The organism is Marinobacter iranensis (assembly GCF_029207565.1).
Taxonomy (GTDB): Bacteria; Pseudomonadota; Gammaproteobacteria; order Pseudomonadales; family Oleiphilaceae; genus Marinobacter; species Marinobacter iranensis.
Window position 1 is genome coordinate 26,074 of record NZ_JANCMW010000010.1, and the last position, 15,572, is coordinate 41,645.

Annotated in this window: 20 protein-coding genes; 11 read left to right on the top strand and 9 right to left on the bottom strand. The window is 58.1% G+C overall.

The features are described 5' to 3' along the window. Positions 1-5 precede the first annotated feature (5 nt). Positions 6-200 carry a hypothetical protein gene (locus tag NLU14_RS14985; RefSeq protein ID WP_275707903.1) on the top strand — a complete coding sequence of 65 codons (195 nt, stop codon included), beginning with the start codon at positions 6-8 and terminating at the stop codon, positions 198-200. A 53-nt stretch (positions 201-253) separates the two neighbouring features. Continuing rightward, complete coding sequence (locus NLU14_RS14990; protein WP_275707905.1) at positions 254-952, top strand: SDR family NAD(P)-dependent oxidoreductase; 699 nt, start codon at positions 254-256, stop codon at positions 950-952. A 33-nt stretch (positions 953-985) separates the two neighbouring features. Here the strand turns inward: NLU14_RS14990 and NLU14_RS14995 are convergent, their stop codons facing one another. Together NLU14_RS14995 and NLU14_RS15000 are read right to left on the bottom strand one after the other, a co-directional pair. Beyond that, a complete protein-coding gene (locus NLU14_RS14995; protein ID WP_275707907.1) occupies positions 986-1,363 on the bottom strand; it encodes a cupredoxin domain-containing protein in 378 nt (125 codons plus the stop codon). 84 nt (positions 1,364-1,447) lie between these two features. Further along, on the bottom strand, positions 1,448-2,437 hold the full coding sequence (locus tag NLU14_RS15000; protein WP_275707909.1) for a hypothetical protein: 990 nt from the start codon (positions 2,435-2,437) through the stop codon (positions 1,448-1,450). A 360-nt stretch (positions 2,438-2,797) separates the two neighbouring features. Here NLU14_RS15000 and NLU14_RS15005 point away from each other — a divergent pair, with 360 nt between their 5' ends. Continuing rightward, positions 2,798-3,508 (top strand): PEP-CTERM sorting domain-containing protein, encoded by a 711-nt coding sequence (locus NLU14_RS15005; RefSeq protein ID WP_275707911.1) that lies wholly within the window; start codon positions 2,798-2,800, stop codon positions 3,506-3,508. Here NLU14_RS15005 and NLU14_RS15010 read toward each other — a convergent pair. The 4 genes from NLU14_RS15010 to NLU14_RS15025 are packed head-to-tail and all read right to left on the bottom strand — an operon-like array spanning position 3,505 to position 6,968. Next, a complete protein-coding gene (locus NLU14_RS15010; protein ID WP_275707912.1) occupies positions 3,505-4,737 on the bottom strand; it encodes an ADP-ribosylglycohydrolase family protein in 1,233 nt (410 codons plus the stop codon). The genes NLU14_RS15005 and NLU14_RS15010 overlap by 4 nt on opposite strands. Positions 4,738-4,768: 31 nt before the next feature. Beyond that, entirely contained in the window at positions 4,769-5,515 is a 747-nt protein-coding gene (locus NLU14_RS15015; protein WP_275707914.1) for an amino acid ABC transporter ATP-binding protein, read from the bottom strand. Further along, positions 5,512-6,186, bottom strand: coding sequence for an amino acid ABC transporter permease (locus NLU14_RS15020; protein WP_275707916.1), 675 nt, complete (start codon positions 6,184-6,186; stop codon positions 5,512-5,514). The genes NLU14_RS15015 and NLU14_RS15020 overlap by 4 nt, the downstream gene beginning before the upstream one ends. Positions 6,187-6,212: 26 nt before the next feature. Beyond that, a complete protein-coding gene (locus NLU14_RS15025) occupies positions 6,213-6,968 on the bottom strand; it encodes an amino acid ABC transporter substrate-binding protein (RefSeq protein WP_275707919.1) in 756 nt (251 codons plus the stop codon). A gap of 465 nt (positions 6,969-7,433) precedes the next feature. On the opposite strand from NLU14_RS15025, the gene NLU14_RS15030 reads away from it, so the two are divergent. Continuing rightward, a complete protein-coding gene (locus tag NLU14_RS15030; RefSeq protein ID WP_275707921.1) occupies positions 7,434-7,733 on the top strand; it encodes a class I SAM-dependent methyltransferase in 300 nt (99 codons plus the stop codon). 44 nt (positions 7,734-7,777) lie between these two features. After that, positions 7,778-8,800: a lipid A deacylase LpxR family protein gene (locus tag NLU14_RS15035; protein ID WP_275707924.1), complete on the top strand. Its 1,023-nt coding sequence runs from the start codon at positions 7,778-7,780 to the stop codon at positions 8,798-8,800. Here the strand turns inward: NLU14_RS15035 and merR are convergent. Then, positions 8,778-9,251: an Hg(II)-responsive transcriptional regulator gene (gene merR, locus NLU14_RS15040; RefSeq protein WP_275707926.1), complete on the bottom strand. Its 474-nt coding sequence runs from the start codon at positions 9,249-9,251 to the stop codon at positions 8,778-8,780. The two genes, NLU14_RS15035 and merR, sit on opposite strands and share 23 nt — an antisense overlap. 71 nt (positions 9,252-9,322) lie before the next feature. On the opposite strand from merR, the gene merT reads away from it, so the two are divergent. From merT to NLU14_RS15070, 6 genes are all read left to right on the top strand, one after another. After that, positions 9,323-9,673 carry a mercuric ion transporter MerT gene (gene merT / locus NLU14_RS15045; RefSeq protein ID WP_275707928.1) on the top strand — a complete coding sequence of 117 codons (351 nt, stop codon included), beginning with the start codon at positions 9,323-9,325 and terminating at the stop codon, positions 9,671-9,673. 72 nt (positions 9,674-9,745) lie between these two features. Then, positions 9,746-10,009: a mercury resistance system transport protein MerF gene (gene merF / locus NLU14_RS15050; protein ID WP_476738650.1), complete on the top strand. Its 264-nt coding sequence runs from the start codon at positions 9,746-9,748 to the stop codon at positions 10,007-10,009. Next, the gene (merA, locus tag NLU14_RS15055; RefSeq protein ID WP_275707930.1) at positions 10,006-11,409 is read left to right on the top strand and encodes a mercury(II) reductase; all 1,404 of its coding nucleotides are present in this window, start codon (positions 10,006-10,008) and stop codon (positions 11,407-11,409) included. Before merF ends, merA begins: the two co-directional genes overlap by 4 nt. A gap of 31 nt (positions 11,410-11,440) precedes the next feature. Continuing rightward, the gene (locus NLU14_RS15060) at positions 11,441-11,758 is read left to right on the top strand and encodes a heavy-metal-associated domain-containing protein (protein WP_275707932.1); all 318 of its coding nucleotides are present in this window, start codon (positions 11,441-11,443) and stop codon (positions 11,756-11,758) included. After that, on the top strand, positions 11,748-12,659 hold the full coding sequence (locus tag NLU14_RS15065; RefSeq protein ID WP_275707935.1) for a transporter: 912 nt from the start codon (positions 11,748-11,750) through the stop codon (positions 12,657-12,659). Before NLU14_RS15060 ends, NLU14_RS15065 begins: the two co-directional genes overlap by 11 nt. A 14-nt stretch (positions 12,660-12,673) precedes the next feature. After that, positions 12,674-13,645, top strand: coding sequence for an NHL repeat-containing protein (locus NLU14_RS15070; protein WP_275707936.1), 972 nt, complete (start codon positions 12,674-12,676; stop codon positions 13,643-13,645). Here the strand turns inward: NLU14_RS15070 and NLU14_RS15075 are convergent. Together NLU14_RS15075 and NLU14_RS15080 are read right to left on the bottom strand one after the other, a co-directional pair. Beyond that, positions 13,642-14,481 (bottom strand): ABC transporter ATP-binding protein, encoded by an 840-nt coding sequence (locus NLU14_RS15075; protein ID WP_275707938.1) that lies wholly within the window; start codon positions 14,479-14,481, stop codon positions 13,642-13,644. The two genes, NLU14_RS15070 and NLU14_RS15075, sit on opposite strands and share 4 nt — an antisense overlap. A gap of 14 nt (positions 14,482-14,495) precedes the next feature. After that, complete coding sequence (locus NLU14_RS15080; RefSeq protein ID WP_275707940.1) at positions 14,496-15,572, bottom strand: FecCD family ABC transporter permease; 1,077 nt, start codon at positions 15,570-15,572, stop codon at positions 14,496-14,498.

The window sequence follows — 15,572 nt, forward strand, 5'->3', positions numbered from 1 at the left end:
AAACGATGGAGCGACCCTATAGCCGTGCCCGCATCCTGGTGATGCTGGGAATCATCCTGGCGCTGATTATGGCGGATCATCTGCGGAGCCCGACTTTTGCGTTCAATTCCGGGCAGGGGAATGTGGAGACGGCGTTGAGCCAGCGTGATGAAACCGCCTGTGCGCCCTGCGGAGCGCCTTGTCCCTCAACACGGGATTGACCGGTTTCTGATACTGACAGACAAGCCGGTATAACCGGCGGGAGAGACATCTGATGAATAAGGTATGTGTTGTGATGGGTGTTGGGACGGGCAATGGCGAGGCCTTTGTTCGGCGATTCAGCGACGAAGGTTTTCAGGTGGCGATGGTGGCTCGCAGCAAAGACTACCTTCTGGACCTGGAAGCGTCGGTGACAGGTGCCCATGCCTTCCCCTGTGACATGATGGAGCCGGAACAGATCTCCACGGTGTTTGCTGCCATCGAGAGCAAGCTGGGACCGGTTTCGGTGATGATGTATAACGCTGGTGGCGGTGCTTTCAAGAGCGTGGAAGAGGCCAGCCTGGAAGAATTCGAGGCCAACTGGCGCCTCAACGTTCAGGGCCTTGTGGCGGCCACCAAAGCCGCATTACCGCAATTGCGCCAGCACGGCACCGCCAGCATTATCATCACCAGTGCTTCGGCTGCGACACGGGGCCGGGCCAACACCGCGCCCTTTGCTTCTGCCAAGGCCGCCCAGCGCAGCCTGGCCCAGTCACTGGCACGCCAGTTGGGGCCCGAGAAGATTCACGTAGCCAATGTAGTGATTGATGGTGTGGTGGATTTGCCGCGCACGCGGACGATGCTTCCAGACAAACCGGACGACTTTTTTGTGCAGCCCTCGACCGTCGCTGATGCGGTCTGGACGCTATGCCAGCAGGACCCGTCTGCCTGGACTTTTGAGCTGGATATCCGGCCGTTCGGGGAAAACTGGTAGCGGTGCTACAGCGCCAATGTTTTTCGGTTTCTGTTAGTGGGCGACAATCTTGCCCCTCATCCCGGCCTGCTTATGCCCGGGAACATTGCAGAAAAATTCCAGCTTCCCATTTTCAGGGGCGGTTACGGTCACCGTATCCGTATGTCCGGTCTGGATCGTTTCGGTTTTCATTCCCTCGCCCGCAATGTGCAGGTTGTGGCTGAGGTTGCCTTCATTGACAAGCTTTATTTCCACCCTGGAGCCGGGTGCTACCTCAATTCTCGATGGCTCAAAGGTGAATTCTTTCGCCACCACTTCTACGGTCCTGGTATCGCCATCCTTATGCTGATGAGCAGAAACTGCTCCTGGGCTTGCTGCCAGTACACAAGCCATCAATAGGGCTGAACACGGAAACATGCCAAAGAGTTTCATGGGACTCACCTCGGTAATGGGTTTTTTTGCAGACGGAGCCGGGCAAGTGCCCGGACCGTCATTTGAGAACCGATGGGTGTGGAATCAAAGTCTCTCTACCTCATCCTGTTCGAACATGATGTGCAGAAATGGCTGATTCTTACCGTTGGGCAGCTCGAAGGCACTGGGAACAGGCGAAAATACCGGCCCCTTCTTGGTGCCCTTGATGGGCGGCATCATCAGGTGAGTGTGGTGCTCTTGCCCACTGATATGACGCTCCTCTGGCGCCAACGGCAGATCGCTGGTATGTACCAGTTCGTAGTCCTTGTTCCGCACCACTTCGGAGGTCATCAGATGCATTACGCGATGATCGTCCACCAGCTCGCCGTTGATGTACAGTTCCCCCACGCCCCACAGGGCAGCGACGGTATCGACTTCTGGCATCAGCGGGCTACCGGTGCCGGTGGTACCGTGGTGAACCGAGTCCAGCATCACGCCTCCCTCGGTTTGATAACCGGGAAATGGCGGTTTGACCACATGGTCCAGTACCACCCGGTATTCGTTACCCTGGGGATCCGAAAATTCCGCCGTAAACTCTGCCGTGTCCGGCGTCTGGCCGGGCTTGCCCGAAGGGTCGGTTTTCACCATGTCGGTGAAAGTGGCTTCGAAGCTGCCCTGAATAATCCGCGCGTCGTTGGAGAACGGGGTTGGCTGGGCGAATACATAGTCACCATTGGGTATTACCTTACGGGCCTTTTCCGGGGCAGCCACCATAATCGGAACCTGTTTTAAAAGCTCTGGAACGGTTGCCGGCCCCTTGGCCTGTATTGCTGCCTTAATCTTGGGTTCAAGCAGCATCTTCGGATTATCCGGCGTGCCAAAGGTTTCGCGGTCCAGTTTTCGGGGCCCTGGTAAAACCCAGTAGGTCACTTTGCCTTCTTCCTGCACAACTCGCTTTTCGGCAAGCGGTTGCAGTGTTTTTTCTCCGGAGCTCCCGGAGTAGGCGCAACCTGTAAGAAACGCCGATGCCGTCACCGCAGCCAGTGGCAGGGTGACAAAATTGGGTTTGCTGCTGGATTTGCTCGTGAAAAACATGGTTGTCTTTCCTCCCTTTGTTGCCTTGGGATGAGCAGCCGCAATGCGCGTTCTACGGCTCATAATATTGTCTGCCGGGGGCAGGCCTTATCTTGGTGACACTTACATCTGGCCAGTGTTACAAGTCATTCCAGCCGTTTTACCACCAGCTCTTGATTACGTATGGTTTCTTCGAGGATATTTCGCAGTTCCCCCTCCTGAATCGGGCAAGGCCTTTGAGCGGCGGTTCGCGAGGAGAGCCTTCAGGTGGCGATGCCTTGCCCGTAGGGAAGACTGCCTGACGCCGCTTGAGCAATCGGTATCCGGTGCTTATGCTTTCCTCTCTACCTGATTCACAGAAATAGCCATTGGAGAAAAGCCATGCAGAGATTTGTTCCCAATATTATTCTCTTGAGCTTTTTTGTCAGCGCCTCGGCTTCCGCCAGCTCTATTACTGGCGTCGATCTTGGTGCGCTGGATGTGGGCGCAAAAATAGTGGGCCCGGTGGGGCCGGATGTGGAAGTTTCGCTGATTAACGCCGATGGGGACAGCGTAGGGGATCTGCGCAGCAGTGTGAGTTGCCCGTCGGGGTTTACCAAGTGTACGCCATCGAGTAATTCGCCCGGCACCATCTATACATACTCACACACGGTGATTCCCGGGGTGGATCAACCAAACGACGCACCATTCCCGAAACCCTCTACAGTATTGGGTTTTGATGATGTGGGCACGTTTAGTCTTGGTTTTGCCGCCGAGGGCTTTAACGGTGTTGCGGGATACGACTTTGGTGAAGCTGATGCGGCGGGGGTGGGCTTTACCATTGAGCTGGCCGATTCAGGCGAATTGGTATGGATGACAGATTCAGAGGGCTGGGATTGGGATACTGGCGAGCCGATCACCTTCTTCTGGCAAACAACGCGACCACCGGCGGGGCCTGGTGGGGTTTACTCAATCTCGAATGCGACTGGCGATGGCACTGGCAATGGCCCTGTTCCAGCGGCGAAGGAAGTGCCGGAGTCGGCGACGGCGCTTTTACTGGTTACGGGGCTTGCGTGGATTGGGTATCGGCGCAAGCTGGCAGCAATGAACTAGAGTGCCAGGTGGCCGTCGCCCCGGGCTGCAATGGCGGCAAACTGGTGGATTTCCCCCGCCAGTTCGTCGTGGTCTTTCAGCCCGGTTTTCCATTCTTCCGGCACGTCTTTGCTACCCGCTGCCAGTAACAGCCCCAGCACCATGCCCCGGTGAACACTGTCGCCACCGGCCTCGGCGTTGGCTCTGAGCGTGCCGATAAAATCACCGTTTTGTTCCTCGCCCAATGCCGCCATCAGTGGCAGCGCCTGTTCGATATAGCAGGCGGTGGCGAAGTAATCCGGGTTTTTCGCGGCGACACTGTCATTCAGAAAACTCATGTGCAGGCGCCAAGTTTCATCCGCCGGAATATTGCCCGGGCCATCATGGTCACGATACGCTTGGAACAATGCCCGGCCGGAAACCGCTGGCGCCGGAAGCTGCTGGAGCAACTCGCTGAAGATGGCTTGCGGGGATTCACCGTTCACCAATCGAAGTAACGCAGGTGCCAGCAGGCTAAGGCCACTACTGACCATCTCCGAGCGGTGGGTCAGTTGCTGGTGGCCCAGTGCCATGCCAGTGGCCAGATAGGGATTGTCCGGGTTCAGCAATGCCAGCACCAGCGGCCTTACCAGCCCACCCACGCTGCCAATGGACCATACCCGGCGCTGGTGTTCGGCACAGTTTTCCGGTGCTTCCCCAAGGCTGTAATGCTCGAACCAGCGCCGCAGGTAGATTTCGGTGTAAGGATCCTTGTTATCCCGTAGCAGGGTCATATAGCGTATAAAATCCTCCAGGAACCCGTCCTGGCTGTAACCGTTGCGGTTGATGACGGAACGCATCAGCACCCGTACCAGACCCGCACCCAGGGTGGATTCCCCCGCCTCAAGGCTGTGGTGATAATGCATGCGATTGTCCAGAGCGGCAGTTGCGTTGCCATGCTCCCCGTCACGGTCTTCAAGCGAGAAGCCGAAGTCGTTATAGGTGGTGCGGTAATAGCGGGCATGCTGATGGAGGATGTCGTAGTTTCGACCGGCGGCCCTCGCCTTCTCAACGTTCGGCTGATAGCTCATACCTAGCATGAAAGCGTCAGGATGGGGATGGGGGGCCGGATAGTACCGGTTTATGCCTTCGGGGAACTGTTTACGGATATTCTCCGGGGAATAGAACCAGTGCACCGGCATCGCCAGTGCATCACCGATGAAAGCGCCCCAGAGGGCATTTTCAATACGCCGGACAATGGAGTGGCTCATTTGGGTATCTCCCTTGTCGATGTGTGCGCCTTTACACAGGATTGGTGGCGAGGATCTTCTTCAGGAAATCCTTGGTACGGGGATCCTTTGGATTGTAGAAGATCTCGCTGGGCGGACCCTGCTCCACAATCCGGCCGCCGTCGATAAAGATCACCCGGTCGGCCACGTCCCGGGCGAAGGACATTTCATGGGTGACCACCATCATGGTCTGGCGTTCCGAGGCCAGCTGTTTCATCAGCCCCAACACCTCTTCCACCCATTCCGGGTCCAGTGACGATGTGGGCTCATCGAACAGGATTACCTCGGCACCCGTGGCCATGGCGCGGCCGATACCTACACGCTGTTGCTGGCCGCCAGACATGGCAGCGGGATAGGCATCCGCTTTGTCGGCGAGGCCAATCTGTTCGAGTATTTCCCGGGCCCGTTGATAGGCTTTTTCCTTTGGCCACCGATCCACCACCAGAAGGCGTTCGGCAATGTTCTGCAACGCAGTCTTGTTGGCAAACAAGGCGTAGTTCTGGAACACAAAGGCGGTTCGCCGCCGCATAGAAAGGATTTCCGCCCGGCTGGCGCGGTTCACGTCCACCGTCAGGTCGCCCACGGTCATGGTGCCGGCGGTAGGTTGTTCCAGGAAGTTGACGCAACGCAGCAGGGTGGATTTGCCGGTGCCCGAGGGACCAATGATCACGACGATTTCGCCTTTCTCAATGGTGAGGTCGATGCCGTCGAGGACCACCGCCTTGCCGAAATGCTTGCTCAGTGACTCCAGTTTGATCATCGGCTGTAAGCCTTGTTCAGACGGATTTCCAGGTAGTGCTGAAGCTTGGAAAGCATCTCGACCACTATCCAGTACATAATGGCGGCGACAATGAAGGCTTCAAAGTACAGGAAGCTGCCGGCAGCCTCTTTCTGGGTGGCGCCCATCAGCTCGGTTACCCCCAGGGTAAAGGCCAGGGAGGTGGCCTTGATCATGTCGATGAAGTAGTTCATCAGCGTGGGTAGTGCCACTCGGGTGGCCTGTGGCAGGACGATCCTGCGCATCAGCTGGCCGTTGGTCATGCCGATCGACAGGGCCGCTTCGGTCTGGCTACGGTCAACACCCACGATGGCGGCGCGGATCGATTCGGCCATGTAGGCGGAAAAGTGCATGGTCAGGCCCATGATGGTTGCGGTAATGCCATCTATGACCGTCAATGCGCTGACCAGTTGGGGTAGCCCGTAGTAGAACAGAAACAGCTGAACCAGAAGCGGCGTGCCACGGAAGAAGGAAATGAATACGATGGTCAACTGGTTGAGCACCGGGATGCGAAGCACCCGGACAACCGCAAACAGGCAGGCGAGGATCAGCGCCAGCACCATCCCGACGCCTGCCAGTTGCAGGGTGAGGGGCAGGTACGTGAGCAGAACAGGTACCAACCCAAGCATGTAGTCGACGTTCAACACGTCCATAGGGAATCAGGCCTCGGTGGTGCCCCTCAGGGCTGGGTGATATCCGTGCCGAACCACTTCTCTGAAATGGACGCCAGGGTGCCATTGTCCCGCAGGGTCGCCAGGGCCTGGTTAACCTCGTCCCGCAGGGCCCGGCCGGCTTCGGTGTCGCGGAACGGATAGGCATTGGTGATCTGTGAGAAAGTCGGGCCGGCCAGCTCCAGGGGGAGGGGTTTCTCCTTGATAATCTGGCTGGCGCTGACACGGTCCATCACGAAGGCGTCCACACGGCCCAGGGCGGTATCCCGTTCCAGGTTGCTTTCGTAGGTCTTGATGTCGATCTGGTCCGCGTAGGGAAGCTCACGCAAGAGTGCTTCGAAGTTGGAGCCAAGGTTCACGGCAACGGTTTTCCCTTTGAGATCTTCCACACTTTCGACCTCGGTGTTGCCTTTCTTGGTCACCACCTGGGCGCCGTCATAGACGTAGGGGTCGCTGAAAATATACGCCTTCTGGCGCTCTTCGGTAATGGTGATCTGGTTGGCGACGGTGTCGATGCGCCCGGATTCCAGCATGCCAAACAGGCCGGAGAAGTTGGCGGTTTCGTATTGGATCTCACGCCCCATCTCCTCACCAATGGCATTCATGACATCGACATCGAAACCTTTGAGCTCATCCTGCTCAACAAAGGTAAACGGAAAATACTGGCCGGACATCCCGACTCTCAGTGGGCCTTCCTGCGCAAGCAAAGGTGCGCTTGCGAGCAGGGAAATCGTCAATAGTGTGTTGATCAATAGCGTTTTCATAACAACCTCCTTCCAGCGTGCATCATACTTGAAGCATAGTCGTGGGTGAAAATTGGGCAATGATGCATATCATTGGCTGTAAATGAGCCTTTCAATATCCACGAGGAGATCCGAAGCATCAGTTACCCGCGCCAATCAGCTTAGAGGAATGCCGCGTTCACCACCCACGCCGTATATGGCCGCCATGGCCTCATGCAGCTTCCAGGGCCGCCGACATGGGATTGCCCTGGAAGGGCGCCAATTATCGCGGCTTTTCTGTTGGAGGGCATGTTGTTGACCATCGGGATCTCTGTTGTTGGGCTTAGCATTCAGAATGGAAATGTTACGCTTTTTACTGACATCCATGGCGCCGTGTTGTTACAAAGTTGAATATGGGAGACTTATTATTTGCCACTGTAACAAAACCCGTAGTTGTGGGTCGTGCGAGGCAGCCCATCGCCAAACGGTCAAGTGCTGGGGAACAATATGATTCACGATCAGGTAAAAGATTATTACGGCAAGGTACTCGGGAAGTCTGAGGACCTGCGGACCAACGCCTGCTGTACCGACGAGGCCATGCCCAATCATCTGAAGCGCATTGTTGGCAAGATTCATGATGAAGTGCTTACAAAGTACTATGGCTGTGGCCTGGTAGCGCCGGAACAGCTGGAAGGAATGCGGATTCTTGACCTTGGAAGCGGCTCAGGCCGGGATGTCTATGCGCTGGCGGCCCTGGTCGGAGAGTCCGGGGAAGTGTCGGCGTGGACATGGCCGATAAGTCATTGACCATCGTTATCGGGGGCCCATTAAATGGGCCGGAGTGAGCGGATTTGCGCAACGTTCGGTGGATGATCGTCGTTTTACTGCTGGCAGCGGGGAATCTGCCTGCTACTTCCCTGGCAGCCGCAGCGATCAGGCTGGAGTTATCGAATGATGTGATTCTGAGCTCCGACAACCAGTTCACAAACGGTACCTCCCTGATCGTTACCTCCGGGGACGCCAATTCTCTGGAAGATACCAAAGGCACACCCGCTTTCGGTAAGCGGCTTGTGTCCTGGGGCATTCCCGACAAGCCAGGCCTGACTTATCGTGAAAGCTGGGTATTCGGGCAGAACATGCAGACACCGGCGGAGATCGAGAAGCGGGAGCTGATTACCAACGATGTGCCCTACGGGGGCTTTCTGGGTTGGGGCAACAGTTTCTATGGCTTCGACGACAAGCGCTTCTTCGGTGCCCAATGGCTGATTGGCTGGGTTGGCGAGCAGGCGCTGGCGGAACAATCCCAGAAGGCTGTCCACGCAGTGCTGGGAGGGAACGACCCTGCTGGCTGGGATAACCAACTGGATTTTGAGCCTGTCCTGAATGGGTACCTCGGTGCCAAGCGCCGTATATATTGGCATCCCTGGTTTGATGTCGCGCTGGCCGGGGACCTTGCGGTGGGCAATTTCTTCACATTCGTGCAGCCGGGGCTGGAATTCCGGTTTGGTGATCGCCCCACCGGGTTTCATATCGTCCCTGATCCCATTGGCCGGGGGATGGATTACGACGCGAAAAGTCTGGTGGCAGGTGGCTCACATCTTTACGCCTCGGTTACCCTGAGGGCCACGTATTTTGCCTGGGTGATGGCAAGAGAGGGCAACCTGCTGGTTGATAATGAGTGGACAGACACGAATTCAATAAGGATGAATCGCACCGTCGGCCAGGCGATTATCGGGTTGCACTGGGAGGGGCAACGCTTTGGCGCTCACCTCAGCCTCTGGCTGTCAACGGAGACGGTTGACGACTTCAACCTGCCAACGAGTGAGGACCCGAGGAACAGTTTTGGGTCGTTTATGGCTGAGTATCGGTTCTAGCGTCCAATTGGTCACGGTTGTTATTTGCGCAAGAACGCCTGTCCTGGTGCAAGTCGGTATGCAGCGAGTGAATAATTGGACAGTTCTGGGGGTCGGTACTGCAACGGCAACGTTCCACAAGATCATCCAGGGTGGATTCCATCTGTTTTAAACCGACGATCTTGCGGCGCACATCCTCCAGTTTGTGCTCAGCCAGGGCCCGTGTTTCATCGCAATGGGTGCCATCCTCCAGCTTCAGCAGTTCACCAACCTCCTCCAGGCTGAAGCCCAGCCACTGGGCCGAGCGGATGAAGTGCAGCCGCGCCAGTGCGTTTTCATCATAACGCCGGATGCCACCGTAGGGCTTCTCCGGAAGTGCCACCAGCCCCCGCCTTTGGTAATAACGGATGGTTTCCACGTGCATGCCGGCCATTTTTGCGAGGGTGCCAATAGTCATAAAGTTTGTAGTCATAGTAGTTGAGTCTGTAGTCAGGTACGGAAGTAAGCTTACCGTATCGACCGACATAAAGATGCGGAGTTCCCATGGAAAAACCGGCAAATGGCAAAGTGCCCTTATTCGCAGGCGGGCTGGCGGCGATATTGGCGTCCGCCTGCTGTCTTGGTCCGCTGGTTCTGGTAACGCTGGGTGTTTCCGGCGTCTGGATCGGCAACCTGACGGCGCTGGAACCTTATCGTCCCGTGTTCATTATAGTGGCCTTGATAGCCATGTTTTTCGCGTGGCGCCGGATCTTTCGTCCCCCAGAGGACTGCCAGCCAGGTGAAGTGTGCGCTATGCCTCGGATTCGCACAGCCTCCAAATCAATTTTTGCTGTTGTGCTGGTATTCGTCGTGCTTGCCCTTGCATCCCCCTACCTCTTGCCTCTGTTCTACTGATAGGAGTTTAGAGCCCATGAGTTTGCGTTTTGCGCCGTTGGCAACGCTCAAATCAAACATGCCCCTGGAGTGATGATGAAGAACCCGAAAACCCTGCTGCGTTTCAGCCTCATTGGCACAGTGATTGTTGCCCTGTGCTGCTTCACGCCAATTCTTGTAATCCTGCTAGGCGTAGTTGGCCTGAGCGCCATAACGGGCTATCTGGACTTTGTACTGTTGCCCGCCCTGGCAATTTTTCTCGGCCTGACCGTCTATGCACTCTGGCGCAAAAAGCAATACGACGCCCTTTCTGGCGTCAGTAGCAACACACCCTCTTTCAAGGAGCCGCGTTCATGAGTGACAAAAGCCCACATATTGCCGTTATCGGAAGCGGTGGCGCCGCCATGGCGGCGGCCCTGAAAGCCGCTGAGCGTGGTGCCAGCATCACCCTGATTGAGCGGGGAACCATCGGTGGCACCTGTGTGAATACTGGCTGCGTACCCTCGAAGATCCTGATTCGTGCCGCCCACATCGCGCACCTGCGCAGCGAAAGTCCTTTTGATGCCGGCCTGACCGCACAGGCGCCAGAGGTGAATCGCCCGGCCCTGCTCGCGCAACAGCAGGCCCGTGTTGAGGAACTGCGGGACGCCAAGTACGAGAGCATCCTGCGTGACCATCCGGGCATCACGGTATTGCAGGGCGAAGCCCGGTTTAACGATGCCCACAGTCTGTTGGTCAGACTGAATGACGGCGGCGAGCAAACCGTTCACTTTGACCGGGCCCTGATCGGCACCGGTGCAAAACCTGCGATACCACCAGTGCCCGGCCTTGCGAATACGCCCTACCTGACATCGACCAGTGCGCTGGTTCTGGACACGATTCCTCAAAGGATGATCGTTATTGGTGCCTCAGTAGTGGCGGTAGAACTGGCCCAGGCCTTTGCCCGGCTGGGCAGTCAAGTCACTATTCTGGCTCGAAGCTGCTTGCTATCGCGGGAAGATCCGGCGGTCGGGGTCGCCGTGGAAGCGGCGTTCCGCCGCGAGGGCATCGAGGTGATCAAACAGGCTGAGGCACGCCGCGTTGACTACCTCGACAATGAATTTCTGGTGGCCACCGGCGCCGACACCTTGCAGGCGGATCAGTTGCTGGTCGCCACCGGGCGCGCGCCGAATACCGACAGCCTGAACCTGGAAGCTATCGGTGTGAAAACCCGGGGCGGAAGCATTGTCACGGACAATCACATGCAGACCACCGTGCCGGGCATCTATGCCGCAGGCGACTGCACCGATCAACCCCAATTTGTCTACGTTGCTGCGGCTGGAGGCAGCCGGGCTGCCGTGAATATGACAGGAGGCGACGCTACTCTGGACCTCAGCGCCATGCCGGCGGTGGTCTTTACCGACCCCCAGGTGGCCACGGTTGGTCTGACAGAAGCCGAGGCCGTCCGGCAGGGCTTCAACGTGGATACCCGTACCCTCACCCTGGAAAACGTGCCACGGGCGCTGGTGAACTTCGAAACCGGTGGTTTTATCAGGATGGTGGCGGAACAGGGTTCGGGGCGATTACTGGGCGTGCAGGCGGTATCCGGCGAGGCGGGTGAGCTGATCCAGACGGCGGTGATGGCATTGCGTGCGCGCATGACCGTTCAGGAGATCGGCGACGAACTGTTCACCTACCTCACCATGGTGGAGGGGCTGAAGCTCTGTGCCCAGACGTTTACCAAGGATGTTAGGCAGTTGTCCTGCTGTGCGGCCTGACACTAGATCATACTCTGATGAGGCCATTGCCATGACTGGAAAATTTATCCTGATGCTATCGGCTCTGATGTTCAGCATGGCCGTGCTGGCCGCCGATAATCAATACGTGCTGGGCGTGGACGGCCTGGCTTGCCCCTTTTGTGCCTACGGCATCGAAAAACGTCTGCACAAGGTTGACGGTGTCACTGATGTGCAGGTCGACGTCGGTGAAAGCCTGGTACGCGTAACCCTGCAAGAGGGTAAGACACTCACCGAGGAGCGGGCCCGTCAGGCAGTCGATGAGGCTGGCTTCACGCTGCGATCCTACGCAGAGGCCGGAGACGAGGCAGGAAGTAGCGATGCGAAATAACAACCTTGGCGTACCCGTGCTGGTCGGCACCCTGTTACTGACCGGTGTGTCTGCAGTACAAGCCGCCCCCAACACCTTCAACACCGCCCTGCCGGTGGCCGAAGGGCAATACCTCTGGCGTGAGCAGCTTGTGCTGCGTGAACGCTCGGACAAGGGGCCTATGGATCGCGACGTTTCGGTACAGGCCCTGGGCAGCGTTCTGGGTTATGGCGTCACTTCGAAGTTCGCCGTGTTTGGCGTGGTCCCCTACTTTTTCAATAAAGAGCTGGACGTTACCACACCCACGGGCCGGGTGGAGCGTGGTACCAACGGCTTTGGCGACATTTCGCTGTTTGGTCGCTACACGCTCTACAAGAAGGATTTCACCGGCAGTACCTTTCGCATAGCACCGGTGTTTGGCCTCACTGCGCCCACCGGTGACGATAACGACAGTGATCGCTTTGGGGAACTGCCACGCCCGCTGCAGGTCGGTGATGGCGCCTGGGAGGGGTTCGGTGGCGTGATAACCTCCTATCAGACACTGCAGTATCAAATGGACGCGCAGCTGCTTTATCGTGAAAACGGGCGTCACGACGGCTTCGCGCAGGGCGACGAGACGCGCTTCGACGCCTCGCTTCAATACCGGATCTGGCCGCGTAGCCTTGAAGGCGTCTCCGGCACACCAGGCTTTACCTACGCTCTGCTCGAATCCAATCTCGTTCACCGCGAGCGTAACGAGATTGGCGGTGGTGCCGATGCCAATTCCGGTGGCACCCAGTGGCTGCTGGCGCCGGGTTTGCAATATATAACACGGCGTTGGGTCGTCGAGGGCACGTTACAACTGCCTGTGGCCGAAGACTCCAATGGTGATGCCATTCAGGACGATTACATTGTGCGCGTCGGCTTTCGCCGCAATTTCTAGGGTTTGAGGGCATCATGAGAAACGTTGGTAAATGGTTGGCCTACAGTACGCTCGGGCTCGTGATCGCACTCACCCTGCTTGGCTGTGCGGGCGGAGCCATCAACTGGAACCAGGAGCCGCCTTACTCGCTGGTTCTTGCCTGGGGTGAAAAAGGCAGCGGTCCGGGGCAGTTCAATGACCCCACCGGCATTGCCGTAACGGAAACCGAAGTCTTCGTATCCGATGCACGTAACGGGCGAATCCAGGTCTTTGATCACCAAGGGCGGTTCAAGCGGGCATTCGGTACCGCCGGCGACGGCCCTGGCGAGCTGGGGCGACCGATGAATCTGACCATCCACGACGAAAAGCTCTACGTACCCGAATACATGAACGACCGGATTCAGGTGTTCAGCCTGGCTGGCGAGCCCCTTGAGATCATCGGCGGCCCCGGAGACGGGCCCGGCCAGTTCAATGCCCCTGGAGGTGTGGCCGTTGCCGACAATGGCGACCTGCTCGTCACCGACTTCTATAATCAGCGCGTGCAGCACTTGCGGCGAGATGGTTCCTTCGTCAGGCAGTGGGGAACCACCGGGAAGACGGGAAAGGGTGCCGGCGAATTCACCTACCCCACCGACGTGGCGCTTGCCGGTGACGGAACTCTCTATGTGGCGGATGGTTATGGAAATCGTGTCCAGGTGTTTGATACGGGGGGTGATTTCCTGCACAAGTGGGGTGGGCCGTTTGCCCTGGGCATCTACGGGCCGTTCAAAGGCTGGTTCACCACCGCGACGTCAATTGCCATCGGCCCTGAAGGTAATGTCTTTGTGGCCGACTTTTATAACGACCGCATCCAGAAGTTCACGGCGGAAGGGGATTATCTGACCGCCTTCGGCAGCGAGCCGGATAACCCCGGCCATACCGGAATGGCTGTCGCCATCGAGAGTGATGGTACTGTCTGGAGCGTGAACTTTGCCGACAACCGGGTCGAGAAGTGGCAGCCGGACTAGCTTATTTCGCTCTGAACCGTCACGTGGACCCGGTCATGGTCATTCGCTGGCGGGTTGTCCTTGGCGGATTCGGCAAACCCGGAACAAAACGGGCGACCGTCCCGTCCCAGGTTAACGGTTGCATGCACTCGAAACACCCGGTTGATCAGGGTTTCGGTAATGACTTCTCCGGGGCTGCCGATGGTATCGAGCTGGCCGTCGGCCAGGACGGCAATCCGGTCAGCAAATTGCGCGGCCTGGTTGAGATCGTGTAGTGACATCACCACCGTCAAGCCGTGCTCGCGATTCAGCGTGGACAACAATTCCAGCACTTCCAGCTGGTAGCCCCAGTCCAGAAACGTGGTGGGTTCATCCAGCAGAAGAATGTCGGTTTCCTGGGCCAGGGCCATGGCGATCCATACCCGCTGCTGCTGCCCTCCGGAGAGGGACTCAACCGGTCGTTCCGCAAGGTCGGAAACGCCCGTCATTGCCATGGCATTGAGGGTGGCGTTGTCGTCGGTGGTGAGATTCCTCTGCCACCATTTACGGTGTGGGAAGCGACCCAGCGCGACCAGGTCCCGAACCTTGATGCCGTCGGGCACTATCGGTTTCTGGGGCAGCATGGCGAGCCTGAGGGCCAGCCGGCGCCGGTCCCATTGTTCCACCGGCCGGTTGTCCAGGTAGACCTTCCCCGCCCGGGCGGGCAGCAGGCCCGCGAAGCTTTTCAGCAACGTACTCTTACCGGAACCATTGGGGCCCAGCAGGCAGGTGATCCCGCCTTCGGGAATGGCCAGCGAGATGTTATCCACAACGGGCTTGTCGCCGTAGGCAAGTGAGAGCTGCTCCGTTCGTAACATGGCGGATCCCGACCTCAGGGTTGACGCGATAACAGGTAAAGAAAAAACGGTACGCCAAGGATGGCGGAAACCACACCCACGGGCACTTCGTAAGGTGTAAACAGTGTTCGGCCGAGCAAATCCGCCAGCACGGCCAGTACCGCCCCCAACAATACACATAACACCAACTGGACCGGAAGGTTGGCGCCTGCCAGTCGGCGGCTGATGTGGGGGATCAGCAGGCCAACGAAGCCCACGGGCCCTACAACCCCGACGGCACTGGCAGCCAGCAGGGTGGCAATCAGCAGGGCGAAGGCGCGCCAGCGGTTCAGGCCCAGGCCCAGGGTGCGTGCGTGTTGGTCGTCGAGTTGCATCACATCCAGTGGGCGTATGAGTAACGCTACCCCGACCAGTCCAATGAGTGTCCAGGGCAACAGCGTACGGAGATGTTGCCATTGGGCACCATACAATGAGCCGGCCAGCCATTGGGCAACCAGCTCGGTGTGGGCATGGCCCCAGAATGCCAGGGCGCCCGTGGTCAGTGCGTGCAGCATGCCGGCAATCACCGCGCCGGTCAGGGTCATCTTGACCGGCGACAGGTTGCCGTGGCGCATGCCAAGGAAGTACACCGCCAGGGCCGTCACAAGCCCTCCCACCATGGCAAACAGGGGCAGGTACTGAAGCGCAAACGAGGTATTGTTGTAAGGGTCGGCGCTGGAAACCATCCAGTCCCCGATGATAAAGGCGATAACGGCAACCAGGCTGGCGCCCGCGGAGATGCCGAGAATGCCGGCCTCTGCCAACGGGTTGCGGCTCAGCAGCTGCAACAGCCACCCTGACAGGGCAAAGTGAATACCGATCAGGGCACCGGTCAGCGTGCGGGGTAGCCTCAGTTCGAACACCACTCGCTGCACGTGTTCGGAACTGTCACCGGTCAGTCCGGCCCATACCTGGGACCATGTCAGGTCCACCGCCCCCAACTGGACGCCGGCCACGGCGACCAGAACCAGGCAAAGCCCGCCAGTCAGCAGCAATCTGGCGACAGGACCGGTGCCTGGCAGGTGGCTCCAGCGGCGGCCCGATCGCGGAGGTGTTGTTGCCGGATGGGTCAC

Bases quoted from the DNA above. Each gene is read 5' to 3' on its own strand.
- NLU14_RS14985 (WP_275707903.1), top strand. From the start codon at position 6: ATGGAGCGACCCTATAGCCGTGCCCGCATCCTGGTGATGCTGGGAATC.
- NLU14_RS14990 (WP_275707905.1), top strand. From the start codon at position 254: ATGAATAAGGTATGTGTTGTGATGGGTGTTGGGACGGGCAATGGCGAG.
- NLU14_RS14995 (WP_275707907.1), bottom strand. From the start codon at position 1,363: ATGAAACTCTTTGGCATGTTTCCGTGTTCAGCCCTATTGATGGCTTGT.
- NLU14_RS15000 (WP_275707909.1), bottom strand. From the start codon at position 2,437: ATGTTTTTCACGAGCAAATCCAGCAGCAAACCCAATTTTGTCACCCTG.
- NLU14_RS15005 (WP_275707911.1), top strand. From the start codon at position 2,798: ATGCAGAGATTTGTTCCCAATATTATTCTCTTGAGCTTTTTTGTCAGC.
- NLU14_RS15010 (WP_275707912.1), bottom strand. From the start codon at position 4,737: ATGAGCCACTCCATTGTCCGGCGTATTGAAAATGCCCTCTGGGGCGCT.
- NLU14_RS15015 (WP_275707914.1), bottom strand. From the start codon at position 5,515: ATGATCAAACTGGAGTCACTGAGCAAGCATTTCGGCAAGGCGGTGGTC.
- NLU14_RS15020 (WP_275707916.1), bottom strand. From the start codon at position 6,186: ATGGACGTGTTGAACGTCGACTACATGCTTGGGTTGGTACCTGTTCTG.
- NLU14_RS15025 (WP_275707919.1), bottom strand. From the start codon at position 6,968: ATGAAAACGCTATTGATCAACACACTATTGACGATTTCCCTGCTCGCA.
- NLU14_RS15030 (WP_275707921.1), top strand. From the start codon at position 7,434: ATGATTCACGATCAGGTAAAAGATTATTACGGCAAGGTACTCGGGAAG.
- merR (WP_275707926.1), bottom strand. From the start codon at position 9,251: ATGACTACAAACTTTATGACTATTGGCACCCTCGCAAAAATGGCCGGC.
- merT (WP_275707928.1), top strand. From the start codon at position 9,323: ATGGAAAAACCGGCAAATGGCAAAGTGCCCTTATTCGCAGGCGGGCTG.
- merF (WP_476738650.1), top strand. From the start codon at position 9,746: ATGATGAAGAACCCGAAAACCCTGCTGCGTTTCAGCCTCATTGGCACA.
- merA (WP_275707930.1), top strand. From the start codon at position 10,006: ATGAGTGACAAAAGCCCACATATTGCCGTTATCGGAAGCGGTGGCGCC.
- NLU14_RS15060 (WP_275707932.1), top strand. From the start codon at position 11,441: ATGACTGGAAAATTTATCCTGATGCTATCGGCTCTGATGTTCAGCATG.
- NLU14_RS15065 (WP_275707935.1), top strand. From the start codon at position 11,748: ATGCGAAATAACAACCTTGGCGTACCCGTGCTGGTCGGCACCCTGTTA.
- NLU14_RS15070 (WP_275707936.1), top strand. From the start codon at position 12,674: ATGAGAAACGTTGGTAAATGGTTGGCCTACAGTACGCTCGGGCTCGTG.
- NLU14_RS15075 (WP_275707938.1), bottom strand. From the start codon at position 14,481: ATGTTACGAACGGAGCAGCTCTCACTTGCCTACGGCGACAAGCCCGTT.